This window comes from Paenibacillus oryzisoli, assembly GCF_050467285.1.
GTDB lineage: Bacteria > Bacillota > Bacilli > Paenibacillales > NBRC-103111 > Paenibacillus_E > Paenibacillus_E oryzisoli_A.
This window is the reverse complement of sequence record NZ_JBCMUN010000001.1, coordinates 918,208-941,040: the sequence shown is the minus strand read 5'-3', so window position 1 is coordinate 941,040 and position 22,833 is coordinate 918,208. Positions and strand designations below refer to the sequence as shown.

The window sequence follows — 22,833 nt, the reverse complement described above, 5'->3', positions numbered from 1 at the left end:
CTCTTTTACAACTTGAGTTTTTTCCATGCCATTCGTTTATAACGGAGATAAATGAGATGAGAACGCAAAAATTGATCGCAAGCGACCGCGCTCCATAAACCGATCATGCCCCAGCCGAAAACATACACGAACACATAGCTGAGCACGACCCGAACGCCCCAGACGCCGATCATTGTGGAATAGAGCGGGTAACGGGTGTCGCCCGCTCCGCGCAAAGCGCCGCCGACGATGAACTGGGAAATCTGGGATACCTGAATAAAACCGACGATGCGAAGCGCCCAGGTACCTTCGCGGATCATGGTCGCATCGTTCGTGTACAAGCTTAAAATTTGCGGCGCGAATCCGATAAAGATCGCGCCGACCACCGCAGCCAGCACCATACCGTACTTGCGAACCTGCCGCACGTACTGCTCGGCCAGTTCCGCTTTGCCGACGCCGAGCGATTGTCCGACCAGCGTCGAGGCCGCGATGGCAAAAGCCGCCCCCGGCATGAAGGACAGGCCGATCACGTTCGTAACCAACTGGGAGGCGGCGATTGCTGTTGTGCCGAGTCCGGCGCCGATCTTGACAAACGTCATAATGCCGAGCCGCATGACGAGCTGCTCCAGACTTGCTGGAATGCCGATTCTCAGCATGCGTCCTATCGTCTTTTTGTCGAAACGGCTTATTTCCCGCCAGCTTAAGGCTAGCTCGAACTTACCGCTGAACATGACCAACAGAAAGGTCAGCATCGCCCCGAACTGAACGGTAAGGGTGGCCGCAGCAGCACCAGTCGTTCCCAATGCCGGCAAACCAAGATGGCCGTAGATGAATACAAAGCCAAGAGTTACCGATACATAGGCGGAAGCGACATTGATTTTCATCGGCGTGCGCGTGTCGCCGGCTCCCCGCAATATGGCGGATAAGGACGACGACACGCTGGAAAAGGCGACCGAAATAAACATCAATCTGGCATACGTCAGCCCCTCTTGTACGACAGCGGCGTCCGCCCCCATCATGCCAAGCAGCTTTCCAACGTAGAGAAGACCTACCAGCATAATGACGATGGAAAGCATCGCGCCGAGCAGCAGCGATTGGCCCGCGGCTCGATTGGCGTCTTCCTTCCGGCCGCTGCCGACAGAACGGGCGACAATCACAGTCGTGCCGGTATTGAGCGCCGCAAAAATCACCGTCATCAGCGCGTAGATCTGACTCGTGAATCCAACGGCAGCGACAGACGCAGTACCGAGATGTCCGACAAAAATCATCATGATCATCTGTGTCAGATTAATCAGCAGCATCTCGGCAAGCGAAGGTCCTGCCAGTGTAAAAATCATCCTTCTGACGGCACGTCCGTCCTCTGGATCGATCATGACGGCATCGCTGTAAGACTGGGTTCTGTCTCCTTTGCCAGCTTCTTCTCCCAGCTTAAGTCCCGTACTCATCGCAGGCCGCCATTACAACTTCCAACCTGGCAAGTAGGCCTTCGTATTGTGCAACATGCGGTCAAATAGCTCCTCCGCCTGCGACACGCCGATCGTTACCAGCGGATCGCTGACGAATGCTTGGAACGCAAGCGCTTGGTCCTTCTTCAACGCAGCCTGGAGAATAAGTTCCTGGTTCATCGCATGCTGCAGCACTTGATTATGAACAGCAAGCGGAAGCTTGCCTGCATAAACCGGACGCAAGCTATTTGCCGAGAAGACGGCATTCGTCTCCACGACGACGCCGTGCGGAATACCTTCCATTTGTCCGACGTTCGGCACATTGACATTGGTTACGAACGACTGCAAGCCGATCAAGCCTTTCAGCTGCCGCACCTCTTCTTCGCCGGTTGCCTTCAGCGGGAGCTTCTCCTCGCCCGACAGCAGCTTGCCGTAAAAGTCCGCTGTAGCCGCGTTCTTTTCAATCCGGCTCTGCACGGTAGTAAGACCGAATTTCCAGTCGTATACCGTGTCCGGATTTTTTAAATACCAAGGGGGCATGAACTCCGCCAAATGACGATCTCCTGCAGCTGCAATGACGCCATAGCGCCGGAACAGATCGAATTTCACACGGTTGGCCGAGGTGTACGGATTCGTCTTCCACGCATCTTTATTATGCTCGAAGCCTGTGTCATAGTAGCGATCCACAAATTCGCTGTACATCGGCAGGAGGTCTGTACCGAGATAAGTCGCTTGATCGATCCAGGTAAAATGATTCAGCCCCAGCACATTCACTTTAATCTGATCGCGGTGCAGCCCATCGATGCCCTCCATGTCCTTCAGCATGCGGATCAGCAAGCTTTGCGTACCGAAAATCTCATGGCAGCAGCCGAACGCTTTGATTTTCGGGAACACTTCGTAGAGCGTGCGCGTGCACAACGTCATGGGGTTCGTATAGTTGAACACCCAAGCATCCGGCGAGTATCGTTCAATTGCTTGCGCCAATTCGACGTACATCGGAATCGTGCGCAAGGCTCGGATAAGCCCACCCGGCCCCGTCGTATCTCCAACTGCTTGGTAAATGCCGTATTTTTCAGGCTCATGCACGTCTGAATTCATTTCCTGAAACGTGCCCGGCAAAATAGAAATAAAGACGAAATCGCAACCCGTCAACGCTTCTTGCAGGGTAGGATACGCCTTATACTGCCATTTGGCATTCGCTTCCGGGTAGTCAGAAACCGAATTGCCCAATTTCTCATTGTGACATGCCTTGTTATAGTCGAGGTCATACAAGCGCACTGTCCCCGACAGCTGATCGTCAAGCGCTAAATCCGCAATCAAATTTTTGGCCCAGTACATCGAGCCCCCACCGATATAAGCGATTTGAATCTCACTGACTTTTCCACTCGCAAATTTCATGTTGCCCCTCCTTGATATCGTTCCAGTTATTCGTGTAGCTCCTGAACGAATTGAACATCTTGTCGCTCTCAGTATAGGCAACGAACCTCATTTGGGGGATGGCAAAACTTCAGCAGGGTTGTGATTTTTTACACTTTATTTAGAGACAATAAAAAGACGCTGCTTGACATTCAGTCAAGAGCGCCTTCTTCAGTTTACTGGTTATAGATGCGATACACGAGGACGGCGACTTCAGCGCGCGTAGCGGATTTCAGTGGCTCCAGCTGGCTGCCGCTGCCTTGAATCAGCTTTTGGTTCAGCAGTTGGGCAATACTTTCTTCGGCATAGGCGGCGATCTCCTGATGATCCGTAAAGCCCGCAAGCGCAGTTGGAACAGCCGCAGCCGTCAAAGTGCCCGCCTGTTTCAGTGCCCGTGCGGTCATCGTCATCATATCCTGACGGGTGACGCGCTCATTCGGAGCGAAGCGATTCTCCTCCTTGCCGTTCACGATACCGAGCGCTTTCGCAATCAGTACCTCATTATAGAAGAAATCGGACTCCTGCACATCGGCAAAGCTTGCCGATGTTTTCGCTGACAAGCTCAACGTCCTTATTAACAGCGTAATGAATTCTCCTCGTGTGACTGCAGTTCCCGGATCAAAGCTTTGATCCGATTTGCCTTGAACGATCCCTTTGGCTGCAAGCACTTCAATTTCACGAGAAGCCCAATCGTAGCCCTTTAAGTCCCCAAAGCCTCGCACAACATACCCAACCGCATATTTGCTGAAATGGGTGGTTGTAAACGTCACCTTGCCGCTTGATGCATCATATTCCCCGCTTGGGACGGGGATCGCTTTTCCTGTGTCGTCTACGTACCAGATCATGATATGCTCAGGATTTTTAAGCTCCTCCGCCGTCGGCTTATAGGGAATCGCGATCTGAACCGGGGCCGCCGGATCGTTGAATCCCTTCTGCTTACCGTCCACGAGTAAGGTGACATCAATCAAAGGTCTATCGCCGATCTGCTGTCGGACAGCAGGTGAAAGCAACGTGCGGTCGGCTGCCGTGAGTTTTAACTTCACTTCGTTGGATGTACTTAACTCACCGTTTGCAAACATATTTCCTGGCAGCGTTACAGTGCCCAGCTCCGAGCGAATCTGAATCGAGCTGTCTGCCTTGCCGCTGCTGATGGAGGCTGGAGAAATCGTAGCCAGGTAAGCTTGCTCACCGGGCACAAGTGTCGCTTCAATTATGTTTTGCCCGCTCTCTGAGTCCGGTGTCGTTGAGCCGGAATCGGAGCTTGGGTCAGGATCGGAACCTGAGCCGATATCTGTGCCTGGGTCAGGATCAGAATCTGAACCAGTACCCGGATCTACAGGGACACCAAGCGTCGTCACCTGCAGCGGCAATCCGCCAAGCGTTTCATACACAGCCCCATAGACAGACTCATTGACAGCTCTGACTCTGAAGTTATATGTAGTCGCCGGTAATAAGCCTGTGACCTGAGCCTGGTAAACATTTGACGACACGGTCATGATTTTCTGATCGCCTTGATACACATGGTAGCTTTCAGCAGGAATCGTGGTTGTCGCCCCCGTCCAATTCAGCAGCGTTCCCGTTTCCGTCGTATTGGAAGCACTAAGCGTTGAATTGCCTGTAAATGATATTGGACCATACGCCTTCACTTCGTTGACGTTAATATCGCCATCGACTTCATCGACCGTAAACTTGATGTATCTGGCATGAATTGGCGCTGGCAGCGTCAGGCTCTCGGCAATTTGCGTGATGGCAGGATCGCCGTACTTCCCTTGTGCTGCCCGGTCATCGGTTAAAATTTTCGTCCATTTCGCACTGTTCGGATCCTTGAAAGCATCTCCGTCTGTCGCGTAGTAGAACGAAACCTTCTTCAGCTTGTTCTGATAGCTGTAGTATTCCAGCGTATTGACCGGGGTAATGGCCCCAATGTCCACCATCATCCAGGCCGTGGTTGAGCCTTTTAATGCGACCCATCGCGATCCATCGTTGTTGTCCAGCGCTTTGCTTGCGCTGTAACTGCTGGTATCATCGTTCCACACTCGCGGATACTGGACTTCCTTGTTATAGAGCAAATTGTCCGATCCGTGCTGGATACCGGCCGTTACCACCGAAGCTTGGGCAGCTTGGGCGGATAACGCCCCTCTTCGAATCGCATAGATTTTCACTTGATACGAGGTACCCGGCGACAAATCCTTAAGCTGATACGAGGTGCCTGGATACTCGTCCGCTACAATGCGCTCGACAGCGTCCGTCACCAGTGCCACCCGATAGCTTTGCGCATCGGACACAGGCTCCCAGGCGATGCTAATTGTCTTATCTGTAGAAGCCGTTACTGCTGCAGAAGCCGGCGGGTTCGGAATAATTGGACGGCCGTCTGTTTGCAGCGTATGCACTTCACTTTCCGCCGATATCAGCGGTTTAAAGGAATAAGGATCGTTGTACACGTTGCGCACAGATAAATTGTACACGGCTCCAGGGTCAAGATTCGTAAAGGTGTAGCTGCTTCCTTGTACATTATCCACTAATACTTTGCCGTTGTCGTAAATGACAAAATGATCGGACGGCACATCATCCCACGAAATCGTCGCTTGCGATCCAGTTGTATACGCGACCTGAACATTTTTCGCTTTTTGCGGGGCGTTGTAAATTTCGAGCTCGGTAATGCGTGGCGGTCCCGTCATGGTGAAGGTGGGAACACCATTTGTTGTCCCTGCACTGTTGGAGCCTGAACCATTCTCAAAATACAACTTAATGTAACGGGATGTGTACGTTGTATCTAAGTCAATCGTGTACGTTTTATTCGCCGTATCTTCGCCTCCGCTGTTCGGGCCGCTGTACGTAAAGACTGGGCTTGCGCTGAATGGAATCGTATTCAACGAGCTCTCCGTATGATCGGTTTCATCGTCCGATATCCACATATTCAACGTTTTGAGCCTAGCTGTTTTCATAAAAAGCTTGAGCTGACTGAAGGTCATCTTCTTGCCGAGATCCACGACAACGGATCCCTTCTTGGAGCTCTCCGTACCGATCCAGCTAAGATCGCCCAAGGCAGAATTGTTGTCTTGAGGCACGGCTGTTAAGCTTGAATACACAACCGGATCGGTTTGAACACCGTCAACGAGTCGCTCAGCGTGCGCATTCGCCAGTTGCATTGTATTGCCGGATGTGGTGCCAAAATTGTACGCCTTCTTACCGTATGCCAAATTCACGGATGAAACGTCGGTAGCTGCTTTGTACAACGTGATATCGGAGAGATAGATTTTGGCATCCTTCACATTCGGGTTGGATTTATCCGCTTTCCGGTAAATGCCCCATTTCGGGCGGTTGATCATGTTCGGAATCGCTGGATATGGCCCTTCGAACGTGCCGCCGTTGTATTTAATTTCCGGTCTGCGCCAAACGTCCAGCACCCGGTCAGGATCATCATACGCCATCAGCACCTCGCCCGTCAGCGCATCCTTCATCTGCATCGTGACCCAGCCGTACTCGGAATTTAATATTTTCACCGTAATATCGAGCCATCTGTCCTTGATGTTATCAAGCGGGATACTCGCCAGCGTCTCCTGACCTGCATCCGTTCCAATATCCGCGTAACGGAATTCAAGGTTCTGCTTCGCCGAAGAGGAGATCGTAAAAGTCAGGATCGGATTTCCGTCTTCTGAACTGGAGAAATCAGGAAAGTTAACCTTATCGTGAAGCGGCAAATCTTGAACGCCTGCCCCCAGCGAATTGTAGGCTTTATACTGAAAAATATGGAAAAAGCCATCCGGCTTCGGAATATCTTTGTCAATTTTGAGGTTCCAATGATACGCCGTAATATCATTCTCAAGGCCGATGCGATCCCGGCTTTCCTCCGGCGGCCTGATTTCAATGCGCTGACGGTCGTCATTGCCTCCGGACCATGTCCCTGTCGCACTATCGTAAGTCGCATTATGCAAATAACAGGAGAGACAATCGCTTCCGTTGACTTCCACCTTGAATACGTCCTTGCCCAAGACAGGATCATAATAATTAGCGACATGTCGCGCCGCTTCCTCACCCATGATGGCACGCGCCGTTTTGGTTGCGCCTTCCACCGGGTTATCTGTACCGAACGCTTCTCCAAAAACTTCATAAGGTGATCGGTTCGGATCCGCCTGCACCGTTACCGAGTTGCCGCCATGACTTGAGATAAAAGCCGTGTCCAGAATATCCTGCTGTGTGGCTGCGGCAGCTTTCGAAAGCATTGCGCCTGGCCATGGGGCCAATTCCAGCACAACGGCCAATGCCAGGCCGATAGAGATGATTTTCCTGATTCGCTTTGATGCACTCATGTGTAGTTCTGCTCCTTCCACTCCAAAGTCGTGACGTGAAGATCAACGGGCGTTCACATATGTGAACGCCGTTTGATCACCTTTGGATACCCCTTGTTTTACTTAATAATTTGAATGTTAGCGAATTGAATTTTCGCTTCCGGCATGTTGCTATAAATTTTGCGGTAAATACCCCACTTAGGACGGTTAATGGTAGCGCCCTCCCGCCAGTTATCCTTGGTGCCGCTGTAAGACATGAGCACGGTGCCATCCAATTTTTTCAGTGTCATGTTGATGGAACCGCTATCCGCATGCTTGACGGTGACGGTTGCTTCCACCCACTGGCCGTCAATATTGGAAAAGGCCGTTTGCGCTAATGTCTCCACTTGATCCATCGTAGCGCCGATTGGACTGTGTCGAAATTTGAGATAGCCACCCTCCAAAGAGAAGGTCAAAATCGGTGCACCATCATCTCCATCCTGCGCCTTCAATTGGAAGATATGATGAAAGTTGCCTGATGGCGGCATTGGATAAGGACTCACAGCTCTGAACTGCCATTTGTAAGTTGTGGTCTCCCCCTGGTTTGCCTTCACATTACTTGGAGAGCTTTTGTAGGCTTTCATTTCAACTCGCTGGCGATCCGTATTGCTGCCGTCCAAAGCTGCCGTATCCGAAGCTGTACCGACCTTAATCTGCAAAACATTGCCGACGTGCGTGGAAGTCGATTCATACAAATGACCGGAATCGGTAGGTCCGTCAACAGGATCAGATCCCAGATATTGCTGTAATATCGCCAAAGCACTTAATCCCGTATTCGGCCCATCTGAATTAATCGTCACCGTAGAAGCATAAACCGTCGTTGCAATGACAAAAGAAGAGACAAGCGTGGTGCTCAGCGTGATCCATTTTAAGCGTTTTTTCATTATCTTCCCTCCATATGAATAGTTGGATGGTAACAAAAATACACAATAGGCGGAACGTCTCCCCCCCAAAATCCGCAAGCGCTTACAAATTAATCTTACGATAAACAGCGAAATTGGAATATGTGGTATTTTATGGCCTGCTGTGTTTTATTTAAAAATTCCATGCTTTGCCTCACTAAAAAGACCGCCAAGCAAGCTTGGCGGTCTGGAAGTGAATCAGTTAATAAACTGCAACGATTGCAGCATACGCTTCAGAATCGTGGCTGCTTGAGCCCGCGTCGCAAGCTCATTCGCTGCGAAAGTGTTATCCGATACGCCTTGAATGAGACCCGCTGCCAGCGCCTGCGAGACGGCTGATCTCGACCAGTCACCGATTTCCGAGCGGTCGGCGAAACCATTTAATAACGTATTGTCACCTTTGACTTCCTTGCCGCCAACTTTCATCGCCCGCATCAACATCGCTACCATCTGCTCACGGGTGATATTCGTATTCGGCATAAAACTGCCGTCTTCATAACCATCGACTAATCCGGCTTTCTTCGCAGTGTCTACAGCTTCGGCGAACCAGTCGCTCGATTGTACATCGCTGAATCCACTTGCCTTCGTTTCAACCAGTCCAAGGGAGCGAACAAGCATCGCTGTAAATTCAGCCCTTGTAACCTGGCTGTCCGGTGCAAACCTGGCATCCGTCTTACCGTCTACAATCCATTTGTTCGCCAACAGTTCGACATCCGCTTTCGCCCAATGACCTTGCAAATCAGTAAACGATTGATTGGATTGGATGACGGTGTACGTACTGTTGTGCGGCGAACGAATCGTAATTTCGGAAATCCCGTTGTTCGTTGTGATGAGTGACGGAACAAAGTGTACCTTGTTGTTCGCATCGACCCAAACTGCAGTAATCTTGCTCGGGTCAACGGTCATAGTACCCAAACGTATCGTACGGTCGACATATGCGCCACCAAAGTCTGTCATTTCTGCCCCATTGACCGAGACCGTAAAGGCGATCGGGTTCGAAATGATTTGTTTGGCGTTCAAGCCATCCACCGCTGCGCCAACGTCATCTCCCGTTTTACCAGATACTTTCGAAATCGTGATACTTACAGTTGAATCTTTGGGAATATTCGTAAACAAGCTAACTGGCAATTCGTAGTTCACGCCATTCGCTTGAATCTGAATAACTGTGTGGCTTTGATTGCCAACATTCCGGATAGCATTGCCCGGCAGCCCCACGTTCACAGTGGAATCGTCGCCCTTCACATCGATCTTCACGATCGGATTAGCCAGGGCGCTCTCCAGCTTATCCGCATCGACAACGACATGGGTTACTGTTTCTCCATCAGCCTTTGTTTCTTTCGTTACTTTCGTGTCCTTCTCAAGATCGATATTGCCATTGTGGCTGGTTGACCCCGGAGTAGGCGGTGTTGTGCTGCCTGGGCTTGTTCCTATCGGTGCTGGATTGGAAGGGGACGATGAATCGACAGACTGTGTTTTGAAACCGACCTTCGGTCCGTAAACACTTCGGAATCCATCTGCGTCAACGGCCTGGATAGCAAATGTATACAAGGTGTCTGGTGTCAAACCTGTCAACGGATACGCGAGAACATTTCCCGCCGAAGCATATTCCTTATATACGGCCCCAACTACGCTATAAATCGTATAGCCAGCTATGCCTCTGCTTGCTTCAGCAGCGGTCCATTGCAACGTCGCCGTTCTTTCTCCCACAGCTGAAACAGTCAAGCTGGATTGACTTGGCCATACAGGCGGTTCGGCCGTACCTGATTCTGTGACCGCAACCGTTGCTTTTGCCTTCAAGGAAGTACCCGCCACCGTTCCCGATACGTGAAATGTACCTGCGGATGCATATTGGGATTCGTCGATGGTATCCCATACTACAGCCAGTTGTTGTACTGAGTTATCGCTGTAAACCGCAGTGACGACTGACGGCAATTCAGGCGCCGTTCCTGTCTTGGTTATGATGTTAATCGGTGCAATGCTCACAATAACAGGGACTTCTGAAGCAATAACTGTAACTGCACTCACATTGGTAAATCTGCCGATTGTTGCGGAGATCGCCGCTTGACCTGCCCCTACGCCTGTAACTAAGCCGTTCTCATCAACAGTTGCAACAGCAGGATTGCTTGATGTCCAGGCTACCGCCTTATTCGTTGCATTAACCGGCAATACAGTTGCTACTAATTGCTCGGATGCGCCTTGGTTTATGGTCAAGGTGCCCTTGTTCAGTGTTAATGATTCTACAAAAATCGGTTGCTCCTCACTATCCAACGGCACAAGTTGAATAAAGGAGAACGTAGCGGTTCGACCGCTGCCAGTCGCCCCCATCATCGTAAATTTGAACGCATGGTCTCCAGCTGATTCAAATGCGATCTGACCAAGATCCTGAATCGGGTAGGACTGTGCGGTTGCATACTCGTCTACCGGATTGCCTTGGTTCGCACCGTCGACGGATAACTGCATAGTTGCACGATTATTGTTGGTTTTGTAGCCAAAGAGCACCTTATATGTGCCTGCCGGGATGTCACTCAACGTGAATGTCACATCATCGCCTACCGCTGTAGTCCCGTTCAGCTGCGCATATCCCGTCACACTTGCAGGCCATTCCGCCTGGGAGCCGGCACCGCTGGCGCCCGATAATGAAATGGATGAATTCTTCGTATATGGATTATTCTGTAGCGGGAACGTCAATGGCTCCCCGCCAGGCAAAACAAATAACACGGTATACGTTTTTTGGATATTCACATCACTGTTACTCACAACCGAGATCGTAACCGGATCCAACTTGTAATTAGCAGGATACACGATTTCTTTCACAGTGAAACCTTGCGCCGCTTCCGCTGTAACAGCCGGCAACGTGGACATAGATGAATTCAGATCGTATGTGTAACTGGTCTCATCCGGCGAGAATCCCGGGATATCCATACCATCCACCTTCAAGTTGAGCAGTTTCGGGCTATTGTCCGGTTGAGCTTGCACATCGACCAGTAAGGACGGCGCCGAAATCATAAACTTGCGCGAATACGGATCGGTTCCCTTCGATCTTACGGCGATTTGCGTCAAATCGGTCACATTACTCGGCAACGTATAACTAGTTGTGGCTGCCAGCACATCAGCAAGCACTGCTGTGCCATTATAAACTGTAAAACCCTCGCTTGCAGGATTGGCGTCCCAGCTTACCATTTTTGTTGAACCGCTGGTTTCAACCTTAAGATTCTGCGGAGAAGTCGGCGCATTAAACACTTGAACTTGTGTAAGGCGCGGGGGCCCTGTAAGATCTGCGCCTGTATTGCCGCCGGATGCGTTCTCTACCGTTACTTTGATATATCTGGCATGATACGTCTTGCCAAGATCAATCGGGTAGGAGCTATCCGCTGAATCGGTGCCACCATTCGTATTGCCTGTCGCAAACGTGTAGCCGTCTTCCGTGCGTTTATCCACTTGGGTAAAGGTCATGGCATCAAACTCAGCCGCCGAAGCATGGTCTCCCGCATCCTCGGATATATAGACGGTTGCGCCTTTTAACCGGGTGGATTGTGCAAACAGTCTGATTTGGCTAAAATCCATGGCCTGGCCAAGATCGATGACGAAACTGCCTTTTCTCGCACCATCCGTGCCCAGCCATGAATAATTGCCAATTTGGCTCAAACTGGTAACGTTGGTTACTGGCCACTTGGTCGGGTCTTGCAGTACACCATTCGTCAGTTTATTTGCATTACCGTATACATTCGCCCCCGCAGATTCCAGCTGGATCGCGTTAGCGTCTGTTGTAGGGCCTATGTTATACGCGTTTTTATTCAGTGCAAGGTTTACGGCGGAAACACCTGTCGCCACCTTGCTTATGGTGATGTCGGAAAGCTGAAGCTCAGCGTCATAGGCAGAGTTGTTGCCGCCATTGGAGCTGCGATAGATGCCCCACTTTGGACGCTCATATTGATCGAAAGTAGCCGGATACTCAGACTCAAAAGTAGTGCTTTTTTGCGGTCTTCTCCATAAGTCCTTTACTCCGTCAGTTGCGCCCGAGTTCGTATACACTTGATACACATCCGGGCTGTCGTAGGTGTATACTTTGCCGGTAACTGTATCCGTGATCTTAATCGTCAGCCATCCGGTATCTGAAATGAGTGCATTCAGTTCCACTTTAATCCAATGGCCGTCGATTTCCTTTAATGGAATGGTCAGCAGGTTCTTATCACCATCGAATCGGTTATGATTTACAACAAGATTCCTGGAGGTCGTTCCGGAAATCGACATCGCGAGAATATAAGCGCCATTCTCATCGCTGGTGTTGCCGCCCGGTAACGTATTCGCTTCCTGGGCATTCGTCGCCTTCAACTGGAAGATATGTCTGAAGTTTGACTGATTCCACTGGTTGCCGTCCGGAATGTTCCACATCCATGCGTAGTTCACCAGATCTCCTTCGTAGGCGGTAAAATCCTGGGTCGAATCTTCGCTTGGGCGAATTTCAACCCTCTGTCTGTCATTGATCGCTGCGCCGTCAACCACATAGCCTAAATTCCAGTCAAAAACACCTTTGTGGCCGTACTCCCCATCGCGAACCTTATCCGCGAATTCATTATTCACACCTCTGCCGTATTCAAACACCTTGAACACATTTTTTTGCAGGATGCTGTCCCACACGCTCTGAACATGGTCGTCGGCCGCAGTCGCTCGAGGTTGGTCACCGTAATATTCGTGATAAGCGTCTCTGATCCGCTTGGTCACGCCTTCTACCGATTCGTCGGTACCCATGGCACCGCCCAAAACGTTATAAGGCGATACACCTTCGATAGCGTTCATCTTGATCGTCTTGTCGTTTGCACCATAACCTCGGGCTGTTACATCCAAGGCATAGATGGACGGGTCACCGTTGTTGAAATTAAACGTAATCTCATTTGTGCCCAGGGGCAGCTTGGCAAGGTACGGGAGTGTAAATGTAACCGTGTTGCCACCCGATAACGTGTAATCCACATTCGGACGAAGCGTAGTAGCGCCTTTAGTTATGCTCGTGAGCGTCTGCCCGTTAGCAAGACTTATGCTCGTAGATTTAGACGCGACCTGATCCCATGTGCTGTAGGTATCCTTAGCGGGTACCAGCGCAGTCACGTTCGTTACCGGAATTTTGCCGTAAATGGCCAAGCCGGATAGCCCCATCATCGAACTATTATCATCCATTCGATTATCTCGTGGGCCAACCAGCACCGTGTTTACCATCACATACCGGGCTGTAAATGGATACAGGAACGTCTTGTTATCGTAACCCCAGCGCTGCCCGTCGTAAGTGACATAAGACCACAAGCCTTCCGTCTCCGTACCTCCGGCGAGCGACCAGCCATGTGCCTTCCAGTCGTAATTGCCCGCCGAATCCGAAGGCGTGGGCGCACTTGCCCAAGAATTGGGATCATTGGAGTAATAGACCTCAAATCTTGAGGCATTGTTTTGAATATTCGGAATGGTGTTGGGTATTTCAAGATGCAGCTTGTCAATCGTTTTAGGCTCGCCTAGATCAAGGGTTATGGCCAGTGAAGATGGAGAATAGTTGCTCATATAAGTATTGGAGCTTGAATTACGCCAATAACCGCTGCCCTCTGAACGTAAAGCGTCGACACCCGGATGATCTGAAGTTTCCGAGCTTACCTTGAGATTAACACCCGCTTGCGGTGTAAACCGAGATGGATCCAACAGGTTGACAGAGCCTGTCGCTGTAGGAATATCCGGGTCTTTTGATCCAGAAGGTTCACCGAAAATTCTGAATTCATTGGATTTGATTGAGCCTGCCGTATCCGATAGGGTGACATCCGATAAAAGCAGTAAATATTGAGCGGCTACCGGCTCAGCCAAAGTGATATCAGCCTTTTCGTTATTAGAGAGAGCTGTCGCTTTCCCCGCTCCAGGGATCGGAATCCAGGAAGCTCCATTTGCGGTTTGAAGCGGTTTTCTCGTTGCACTCGAAGTCTCGTTCACAGTCCCTCCCCCAACAAGTTCGGCATAAGCTGCCGCATTATTGGTAGCATACACTTGGTAATTCTTCAAATAACTGCTATTGCTGCTCCATTCGATCTGAATTTTACTAACATCGATCTGCTTCTCCAGTTGAACAGCCGCCCAGTATTGATAACCTGATTGATTAGCAGGTGTTTTGGTTAAAGAGCTGTTTGCCTGCCAAACGGTGGATGAATTATCATCGATAAGTAAGCCTCTGCTGCCCCCGCTCTCAGAGACAACCTTGATTGCAGCCCCTGGGGTTGCCGCCCAGTTCTTATAATCCGAAAGACTAACCGTAATGTAAGGCTTAATCCCCTGGGTATTCGTAAAACCCGCGCCGTTAAATGCGCCTTCAATCGTATAGGTGCCCATGCTGTCTGGATTGTAGCCCGCTGAGTTCCATGTTACGTTCACTTTTTCTGTTTTCCCCGTGCTCATGGTGACATCGAGCTGCGCAGGAAGAGCTAAACCATTAAATGCAGTGCCCTTGGAAGCCGTTATTTCTTGCGGCCTTGCCCATGCAACAACATCCTTGTCCTGTACATTAGGATTCCAGCCATCAGGGAAAATATAGCTGTTATCATCCCTCTTGATTAAGTACACATCAGCAAGATACATGGTTGCAGCCTGGAATTCATCTGCATAATCTGCATCCCCTGCGCCGTTGTACATTCCCCGGTAAAGTCCCCATTTGGAACGGTTTTGCTGACCTGCTTCAGCAGGCAAATCAACTCTTTCCTTTCTGCCAGTAATCGGATTTTCCACTTGGGGGCGTCTATAAGTTTCGGCTGTCATACCGCCATCGAAAAGCACCTCATTTGACGCCAGATCAACAACCTTCCCATAGACGTAACCCTTATCTGCGGTTAGAATTGTTACTTCGATATCGATCCAGCGGTCAACGACCTTATCTAATGGAATCGTAAACAAAGGCTTAATTCTGTCGGCATAGTCGCCATCCGGATTATTTCTGAATTCAAGTTGGCCCTTGCCGTCGCTTGAGACCAGTGTAAGTGTGGTCACCGGCTGCCCATTTGCGTTGCCAGCAGCATCTTTCAACTGGAAGATATGCCAGAACCGATGGGGATTAATAAAATCGCCAGCTTGATAATGAGCCGTATCCTGCTGGAACTTTAGAGTCTCCGACGGGAGCATCAATCTCCAGTGATGGGTCATAATTTCGCCGCCCACGCTATTGGCATCACTATTGGATGCGCTGGTGTTCGTTTTAATCTCCAGCCTCTGACGGTCGCTATTCACTGCCCCGCGATCGCCGTCATCCCGGCTCACACCGTCCGGGGTAGTAAAAGGTAAAAATTCGTGATACCGCAAAATATCGGAATTGAGTTTTTCCGTGCCTGGAACATTAGCAATCCCGTATTCGGCAAGCGCTTGCTCATCATTTTTGCCGATGGTCTGCAAATACATGTTGTCGCCCAGCCAGGATTCTGGAACTGTAGAAGCCGCAGGATAGTCCCCTGAACGATCATAGACGGATTCCGTCCATGACTTGCCGCTGTAAGAGGAAGCGCTGCCCGGACCTTCTATGGAACCTGTGCCGCTCCCATAGCCGATTTTAGATGCGCCAATCACATCCCAGGCGGATTCACCAGCCTGAATATTGAGCGGAGAATACTTGTTGTTAGGCCCTACGGTACTTGTTAAAGGAGGAATCGTACTATCCACAGTAACCGTTATGGTATATTTTCGACTGTTGCTGCTGTTATTCTTATCGGTTACTTTCAAATAAAACAACGTCGTTCCGTTTGATGAGAATTGATCCATTTTGGCATCGCCTTTGTTAATACCGCTGGCAGCAAAAGAGATCGCCGATGTTTCGTCGCTTCTGTAAAGTGTCGCAGAAGCACCTGGATTTGTTGTTACATTCAACATTTGGTACAAAGTGCCGTAGGGCAATGAAATATCAATCGTTGCAAGCTCAAGATCAACGACTGCCTTTACCGGCTTGTTCACTTGGATGTCGAGAATCCCCAGGCTTTCCTCCGGCGCTGCATAAACATTCGATGCCAAAGCGAAGGACTGACTCATAAGCGAAATAACAAGTAAAAATGCCAAGATTAAGCTTACTAATTTATTTAGAGCCTTATGCCTATTCATTGTAAGCCTCCTTATAAGCTATTAAAAGCTGCTAAATTCTTGCTCTTAGCTTGCTATTCACTCCTTCCTCCTTTCCTATGGAAAGCTGTATGCGCTTGCAAACAGAGAGCGTTCTTATCATAAGACGATTATTCTGTCATGCGTATGCAGAAATTTACGATGCTATGTTGTTTTTTAAGATGAAGATTACCTACATACGCCTCAGTCTGGAAACCTTCAGGCTCCCCCATTTTGCAGTGAGATGCTATAATAGTGTCAATTCCCGCAACCGACTCGCTCAGAGAGGAGAGCCCCCGTGCCTATTCAACAAGAAACAGAGCTGTACGCGCCAATCAAACAGTTTTTTGAGCAGCGCGGCTATACCGTACGCGGGGAGGTCAAGCATTGCGATCTGGTCGCCGTTCGCGGAGAAGACGAGCCTATGGTGATTGTCGAGCTGAAAAAAAGCTTCAATATCCCGCTCCTCGTGCAAGCCATTGACCGGCTCAAGCTCAGCTCCGAAGTCTATGTCGCCTTCGAGCTTCCGAATAAAGGCCGAGCGCCGCACCGCCTCGCCTGGGAGGACGTGCGCCGCTTATGCCGTATGCTCGGACTCGGTGTCCTGACCGTGCAATTCTACAAACGCAAACAGCCCACAGTCGATCTCGTCTGTGAGCCTACGCCTTATCAATTGCGCCCCAATAAACGGGCTACAGCTAAACTAATGACCGAATTTCGCGAGCGAAGCGGCGATTACAACGTTGGCGGCAGCACCAAGATGAAGCTGATGACCGCCTACCGGGAAAAATCGCTCCACGCCGCCCACCTGCTGAAGCAGCACGGCCCGCTCAGCCCGAAGCAGCTGCGATCGCTCACCGGCAACGCGCATGTCGCTTCCCTGCTTCAGCAAAATTACTATCGCTGGTTCGCGAGACAGAGCCGCGGCATCTACGCCGTCACTCCGCTCGGCGAGAAAGCGCTAGGTGAATACGCCCATGTGGCGCAGGCGTTTCCGGCAACAGAGCCGCTGCCGGAACCCGCGCCCACCCGTAAGCGAAAACGCGCGACTAAGAACGAATAAGCACGCGGTTCACGCCCGCTTCCTCCCGCATATGCAGCAGCGCTTTATTCATCCAGATCGCCGCCTGCGCGCCTTCTCCCATGGCGATCGTGATCTGCTCAGCATGCACCCCGACATCCCCCGCCGCCCAGACGAACGGTACGCTGGTCATTTTGCTGCGGGGATCGGTGATGATGTGGCGGTTCTCCATCCGCTCCGCCCCAAGCTGGCGGGCCAGGTCGGATTTCACCTCATTGCCGCCAAAGGCAATAAAGCCCCGCTCTGCTGCAAGGCGCTTTCCGCTGCCCAGCACGACGCCGCCAAACGCGCCCGCTCCCGCCGTAATCACTTCCTGTATGTCCTCCTGTACCAGCTCGATGCCCTTCTCCTGCAGCGCCTTCACAAATTTGCTTTGCACAGCGCATTGCTGGTGATTGACGTAAGTCAACCGGTCTGTCCGGGTGCTTAACTTCAGCGCCATAGCGGCTCCGGCATCTCCGGACCCCATGACGATCGTCACTTTATCCCGAATTTCGTAGCCGTCGCAGTCCGGGCATACATACACCGTTAGCCCCAGGCATGGTTTTAAACCCGGAACATCGGGGATACGGTCCATAAGCCCTGTAGCGAGCAGCAGCAGACGTCCGACATAACCGCGGCCAGACTTGCCCCATAGCTCAAAGCCTTCGCCGATTTTGCCTTTTTGCACCGCTTGCACGATTTCATCCTGCACGAATTGGACGCCCAGCCGCTCGGCCTGCAAGCGGCCAAGCCGGCGCAGTTCTTCACCGGAAACGCCGTCCGGCCAACCTAATAGATTATGATAGCTTCGGCACAGCGTAGAACGGCCGCCGCCTGAATCGATGACCATAACGCGATGCTCGTAACGCCCCAATTGAATCGCAGCCTGCAGGCCGGCAATCCCGCCGCCCACGACAAGGCAATCCACATTTTCCATTTGAAAGCCCCTTTGCCCTTTTCTCGAATCAGCTACTCTCCATTCTAGGATGGCCGATCCAAGGCGCTTTCATCCTGATTTACCGATTCTTGATCGACGGAATCAAAGCGAACTGCGTAGCGGCCGCCGCCATGAGAATCCACGGAATCCAGCCGCCATCCAGGTTGCTACCCAGCGAAATGAGCATAAAAATCGAAATGATCCGCCCGACATTGAGGAACGTCTCCCGGACGACAACGCTTTCTACCTTCAGCTGGCCTTTCGGCGGCAGTTCGGCGATCAAGCTGTAATAGTAGCCTGTCATCGTATTGCCCTGCAGCGGCGCAAAGATCGAGTACAAAATCATAAACCCGACCACCGACCAAATGTTGAGACTGCCGATAATAAAAGACACGCCGATCAAATAGCCGACCGTCGAAATGAGCAAGTAAAGCCGCGACATCGACGTCCGCGCAAATTTGGAGATCAGGAAGCCCATGACAATGCTCAGGCTGGAATACAGCATGCCGAGATAGCCGACCAGGTCTTCCCGCGGCAGCACCTTAAACAGCAGAATGTTCGGTAGAAACAACATAATGCCCTGCAAGAGGCCCATACCGAAAAATCCGAGGCAGGCTTTCAGCCAGCGGGGTTCTTTTCGCATAATCAGCCCGACATATTTTAAATAGTAGACACGGTGGTGGCTGCCGGACGCTTTGATTTTCAGCGAGATCAGTCCAGCCAGCAAAAACATGACGAACGCAATGGTAAAGACGATCGTATAGCCGCTCAGCCCTTCCCGCATCCGGATAATGAATCCGGCAACCGCAGGACCTGCCAGCGTAGCCGCCGTGAAGAAAATCATATTATAAGCCAAGTAGCGAATCCGGTTCTGTTCGGTAGAAACATCGTACATGAGCGTCAAATACCCCACCCAGTAGAACGCGAGCGCGAGTCCATTAAAGATGCCGAACCCAACATAGTAATCCACCAAATGTTCCTGCGCGATGCTCACGCATAAATAGAAAAGGCCCACCAGCGCAATACCGAGCCGGTAGGAAACCATACGGTCCTTCTTTTTGATCAAAAAGCCGCCAAGCGCAAAACCGATCGGCGTTAAGGCGTAGACGATGATATTATACGTGCCGTTGACGGCCACGCTTTGCGTTAAACGCCATAAATACAAGTTAAGAAATACACCCGACATGGAGGCGCCGAATTGGAAGATCGAATGGATGATTAGCGAAATAATCGCTTCTTTGGACAAGCGCTTTTCCAGCGGAAGCGTGCTCCCGCGACTGTTCAGCCAAGTCCTGATGTTAAGCTGCATGATAAACCTCCGCCCATATGTCTGGTCCCTAATTCTGATTCTATTTTCTCCATTCTATCAGCGCGCCCGCTATCTGTTAAACAGCAAAAACCCTCAGCATTTGCGCTGAGGGCCTGCATACATCCGGATTTGCTTTACTTCTTCAAGCTATCCCATGTTTTCTGGAATTCATCCAGCATTTGATCCTTCGTATACTTCTTCGCTACATAACCTTGCATGATGTCGCCGAATTTTTTGGAGGAAGCTTCGCCGCCAGGGAATTTGAACCAGTTCCAGCTGAGTGTTTTGCCCGCTTTGCTGTACGTGATGATGTCAGCAGCCAAAGGTCCAAGTACTTTCTCATCAGCAGGGATCGTTTTGAACGCCGGGATGAATTTGAATTCTTCTGTGATATATTTCTTACCGATATCGGAGGTAACCATCCAGTTCAAGAATTTTTTCGCTTCATCTTTAACAGCGGAGTTTTTGTTGATAACCCAGTTATTCGGTACGCCTACGAACAATTTATCGTTCGCCGCCGCATCGTCGCTGATCGGCATTGGCAGGAAGCCGACTTTCAGATCAGGGTTCGTTTTATCCAGCTGTACTTGCGTCCAGTTGCCTTGCTGTGTCATCGCGGCTTTGCCTGTTGCAAAGTCAGTTACTTGTGTATTGTAATCCGTTTGCAGCGGATTTTTGTTGCCGTATTGCAGCTGCAGATCGAACAGCTTCACCCATTGGTTGAACACATCGTTGCCAGGAATTTTCGCTGTGCCTTTGTTCAGACCGTCGATGAACGCGTTCGGATCTTTCTGATAGGCGAACGGCAGGTTCACGAAGTGGTTGCCCAGTACCCACCACTCGCCGTAGCCAGTTTCAAACGGTGTGATCCCTTTCGCTTGCAGCTTCTTCGCCGCATCTTCCAGTTGAGCGAACGTCTTCGGCAGGTCTGTGATGCCGGCTTTCGCGAACAAGTCTTTGTTGTATTGGAAGCCGTAGCCTTCAAGGTTAAGCGGTTGGCCGTACAGCTTGCCGTTTTTCGTCATCGGCTCTTTTGCAACGTCAACCAGATCCTTCACCCAAGGCTGATCGGACAGGTCTTCCAGGTTGTCGATCCATTTGTCCAGATCGCTGAAGCCGCCGTTGTTGAAGATGTCCGGTTTGTCACCGGAGTTGAACTTCGCCAGCAATGCTGCGCCGTAGTCTGCGCCGCCGCCTACAGTGTCGACTTGGATTTTCACATTTGGATTCAGTTTCTGATATTCTTGCACCAGTTTGTTCAATTGATCGGCGATTTCGACTTTAAACTGGAAAATCTTGATCGTAACCGGTTTGCCGGTAGCAGGAGCGGCTGAAGTTGTCGCACCGGCTGTTGCCGCAGGCGCTGGCGTCGTTGTCTCTTCTTTTTTACCGCAGCCTGTAGCAAGAACGGAAAGTGAAAGAACAGCAGCCATACTGACCATCGTTAATTTTTTCATTGAGAAAGCCTCCCTTTATCTTGGTTCCCTTTGTGAGCGCTGCCGGCGCTTTCGCACCGTGCCACTCGCTGACAAGATTCATTGTAAACACTTACATGCCCACTTCACACCGAGAATATTGAACATAAAAGTGGAATATCTTGAACTCTTTTACATAACTGTTACCCTTTCACTGAACCTGCCGTAATGCCTTCTACGATATGCTTCTGCAGCATCAAGAAGAAAATGACGATCGGCAGCACACTTAGCGTCAGCCCTGCAAGCGCCAGATCCCACTGCTTCGTGTATTGGCCGAAGAAAGAGAATGTCGCCAGCGGAATGGTCCGCAGCCCCGGGCTGTTCAGCACGAGCGAAGGAAGCAAGTAGTCGTTCCAGATCCACAAGCTGTTCAAAATAATGACGGTCATCGTCATCGGCTTGAGAAGCGGGAAGACGATTCGCCAGAATACCCCGTACGGCGAGCAGCCGTCAACCGTTGCGGACTCTTCAATTTCTTGCGGAATGGACTTGACGAAGCCATGGTACAAGAACGTGTTCAGCGAGACGCCGAAGCCGAAATAGCAGGCGACCAGCCCCAGCTTGCTGTCCATCAGTCCCACATTGCTCGCCACGCGGACAAGCGGGATCATGATGGATTGAAACGGAATCACCATGGCCGCGACGAACGCGAGGAAAACGAGATTGTTGAATTTGCTTGGTTTTCTCACCATACGGTACGCCGCCATCGAAGAGATGACAACAAGCCCTAAGTTGCTCACCACGGTGATAAATAGCGAATTAAAGAACGCTTTCGGGAAGTTCATGATCGTCCAAACTTTGGTATAGCTGTCCAAGTACAACGATTTTGGCAGTTTGGCCGCATTCGCCGCCAGCTCAGGGAACGTCTTGAGCGAGTTGACGACGACAAAATAGAAAGGGACTAGAAACAGCAGCGCCACGATAATCCCGATCACTTCAAGTGTAAACAACCTTGCGCTGTATTTTTTGACGGCATCCATTAGATTTCAACCTCCTTGCGTTTCGTGTACATTACCTGGATGGTTGAAATGATGGCGACCACGATAAAGAATACGAACGCTTTCGCTGTACCCAAGCCGTAGCGGTTATTACGGAACGCTTCTTGGTAAATGTTGATGGAAACCGATTCGGTGGAATTGAACGGACCGCCTTTGGTGAGCGAGAAGTTCAGGTCGAAAATTTTGAACGACCACGAGATCGTCAAGAACAGGCACACCGTGACAGCCGGCATAATGAGCGGTACAATGATACTCCGCAGCACCTGCCAACGTGTCGCGCCGTCAATATGCGCCGCTTCGATCATATCCTTCGGCACGTTCGCGAGCGCTGCGATATAAATAATCATCAGGTAGCCTGCCCCTTGCCATACGCTGACAATCACAATCGCCCAGAAGGCGGTCGGCGCATCGCCAAGCCAAGGGAGCTCGAAGAAGCCGATGTGCGTCAAATCGCCAAGCGTCGCGAAGCCTTTTACAAAAATAAATTGCCAGATAAAACCGAGCAGCAAGCCGCCGATCACGTTCGGCATAAAGAAGATCGTCCGCAGCACGTTGCGCGTTTTGAGCGCTTGCGTCAGCAGCAGCGCCAACAGGAAGCCGACCAGATTCGTCAAAATCACGTTGGTGATCGTCAGCCGTGACGTAAAGCTGAACGCGTGCCGATAATCCGCATCGTGCAGCAGAATTTGCTTGAAGTTGTCCAGTCCGTTGAAGGTGACGTTCGTTGTGACACCGTTCCATTCGGTAAACGAATAGTAAATACTCATCAGAAACGGGATCAGCACAATGACGCCGAAGAATAGCAGCGCAGGTCCGACAAAAACCCATTGCTGCATCCATCCTGACAGCCTTTTACTTGTTTTCATTGGGAATTCCCCCCTACT

Annotated in this window: 11 protein-coding genes; 1 reads left to right on the top strand and 10 read right to left on the bottom strand. The window is 50.7% G+C overall.

All coding sequences use genetic code 11. The features are described 5' to 3' along the window. Positions 1 to 5: 5 nt before the first annotated feature. From ABE504_RS03690 to ABE504_RS03670, 5 genes are all read right to left on the bottom strand, one after another. Positions 6 to 1,424 carry an MATE family efflux transporter gene (locus ABE504_RS03690; protein ID WP_430084617.1) on the bottom strand — a complete coding sequence of 473 codons (1,419 nt, stop codon included), beginning with the start codon at positions 1,422 to 1,424 and terminating at the stop codon, positions 6 to 8. 12 nt (positions 1,425 to 1,436) lie between these two features. Then, positions 1,437 to 2,822 carry an alpha-glucosidase/alpha-galactosidase gene (locus ABE504_RS03685; RefSeq protein ID WP_430084614.1) on the bottom strand — a complete coding sequence of 462 codons (1,386 nt, stop codon included), beginning with the start codon at positions 2,820 to 2,822 and terminating at the stop codon, positions 1,437 to 1,439. 194 nt (positions 2,823 to 3,016) lie between these two features. Then, a complete protein-coding gene (locus tag ABE504_RS03680) occupies positions 3,017 to 7,150 on the bottom strand; it encodes an S-layer homology domain-containing protein (RefSeq protein ID WP_430084611.1) in 4,134 nt (1,377 codons plus the stop codon). A 98-nt stretch (positions 7,151 to 7,248) separates the two neighbouring features. After that, positions 7,249 to 8,052, bottom strand: a complete 804-nt coding sequence (locus ABE504_RS03675) for a heparin lyase I family protein (RefSeq protein ID WP_430084608.1) — start codon at positions 8,050 to 8,052, stop codon at positions 7,249 to 7,251. Between the two features lie 216 nt (positions 8,053 to 8,268). Beyond that, positions 8,269 to 16,170, bottom strand: coding sequence for an S-layer homology domain-containing protein (locus ABE504_RS03670; RefSeq protein ID WP_430084605.1), 7,902 nt, complete (start codon positions 16,168 to 16,170; stop codon positions 8,269 to 8,271). Positions 16,171 to 16,465: 295 nt separating this feature from the next. On the opposite strand from ABE504_RS03670, the gene ABE504_RS03665 reads away from it, so the two are divergent. After that, entirely contained in the window at positions 16,466 to 17,230 is a 765-nt protein-coding gene (locus tag ABE504_RS03665; protein ID WP_430084602.1) for a DUF2161 domain-containing phosphodiesterase, read from the top strand. Here ABE504_RS03665 and ABE504_RS03660 read toward each other — a convergent pair. The 5 genes from ABE504_RS03660 to ABE504_RS03640 all read right to left on the bottom strand — a co-directional run bounded on the left by ABE504_RS03660 (position 17,217) and on the right by ABE504_RS03640 (position 22,815). Further along, the gene (locus ABE504_RS03660) at positions 17,217 to 18,167 is read right to left on the bottom strand and encodes an NAD(P)/FAD-dependent oxidoreductase (protein ID WP_430084599.1); all 951 of its coding nucleotides are present in this window, start codon (positions 18,165 to 18,167) and stop codon (positions 17,217 to 17,219) included. The two genes, ABE504_RS03665 and ABE504_RS03660, sit on opposite strands and share 14 nt — an antisense overlap. A 79-nt stretch (positions 18,168 to 18,246) precedes the next feature. Then, on the bottom strand, positions 18,247 to 19,476 hold the full coding sequence (locus ABE504_RS03655; RefSeq protein WP_430084597.1) for an MFS transporter: 1,230 nt from the start codon (positions 19,474 to 19,476) through the stop codon (positions 18,247 to 18,249). A 134-nt stretch (positions 19,477 to 19,610) separates the two neighbouring features. Then, positions 19,611 to 20,933 carry an ABC transporter substrate-binding protein gene (locus ABE504_RS03650; RefSeq protein ID WP_430084595.1) on the bottom strand — a complete coding sequence of 441 codons (1,323 nt, stop codon included), beginning with the start codon at positions 20,931 to 20,933 and terminating at the stop codon, positions 19,611 to 19,613. A gap of 161 nt (positions 20,934 to 21,094) precedes the next feature. Further along, complete coding sequence (locus ABE504_RS03645; protein WP_430084593.1) at positions 21,095 to 21,931, bottom strand: carbohydrate ABC transporter permease; 837 nt, start codon at positions 21,929 to 21,931, stop codon at positions 21,095 to 21,097. Then, on the bottom strand, positions 21,931 to 22,815 hold the full coding sequence (locus ABE504_RS03640; protein WP_126143653.1) for a carbohydrate ABC transporter permease: 885 nt from the start codon (positions 22,813 to 22,815) through the stop codon (positions 21,931 to 21,933). The genes ABE504_RS03645 and ABE504_RS03640 overlap by 1 nt, the downstream gene beginning before the upstream one ends. Positions 22,816 to 22,833 lie beyond the last annotated feature (18 nt).

Coding starts and splice junctions, on each gene's coding strand:
- ABE504_RS03675 (WP_430084608.1), bottom strand. CDS start 8,052: ATGAAAAAACGCTTAAAATGGATCACGCTGAGCACCACGCTTGTCTCT.
- ABE504_RS03660 (WP_430084599.1), bottom strand. CDS start 18,167: ATGGAAAATGTGGATTGCCTTGTCGTGGGCGGCGGGATTGCCGGCCTG.
- ABE504_RS03640 (WP_126143653.1), bottom strand. CDS start 22,815: ATGAAAACAAGTAAAAGGCTGTCAGGATGGATGCAGCAATGGGTTTTT.
- ABE504_RS03690 (WP_430084617.1), bottom strand. CDS start 1,424: ATGAGTACGGGACTTAAGCTGGGAGAAGAAGCTGGCAAAGGAGACAGA.
- ABE504_RS03685 (WP_430084614.1), bottom strand. CDS start 2,822: ATGAAATTTGCGAGTGGAAAAGTCAGTGAGATTCAAATCGCTTATATC.
- ABE504_RS03645 (WP_430084593.1), bottom strand. CDS start 21,931: ATGGATGCCGTCAAAAAATACAGCGCAAGGTTGTTTACACTTGAAGTG.
- ABE504_RS03670 (WP_430084605.1), bottom strand. CDS start 16,170: ATGAATAGGCATAAGGCTCTAAATAAATTAGTAAGCTTAATCTTGGCA.
- ABE504_RS03655 (WP_430084597.1), bottom strand. CDS start 19,476: ATGCAGCTTAACATCAGGACTTGGCTGAACAGTCGCGGGAGCACGCTT.
- ABE504_RS03650 (WP_430084595.1), bottom strand. CDS start 20,933: ATGAAAAAATTAACGATGGTCAGTATGGCTGCTGTTCTTTCACTTTCC.
- ABE504_RS03680 (WP_430084611.1), bottom strand. CDS start 7,150: ATGAGTGCATCAAAGCGAATCAGGAAAATCATCTCTATCGGCCTGGCA.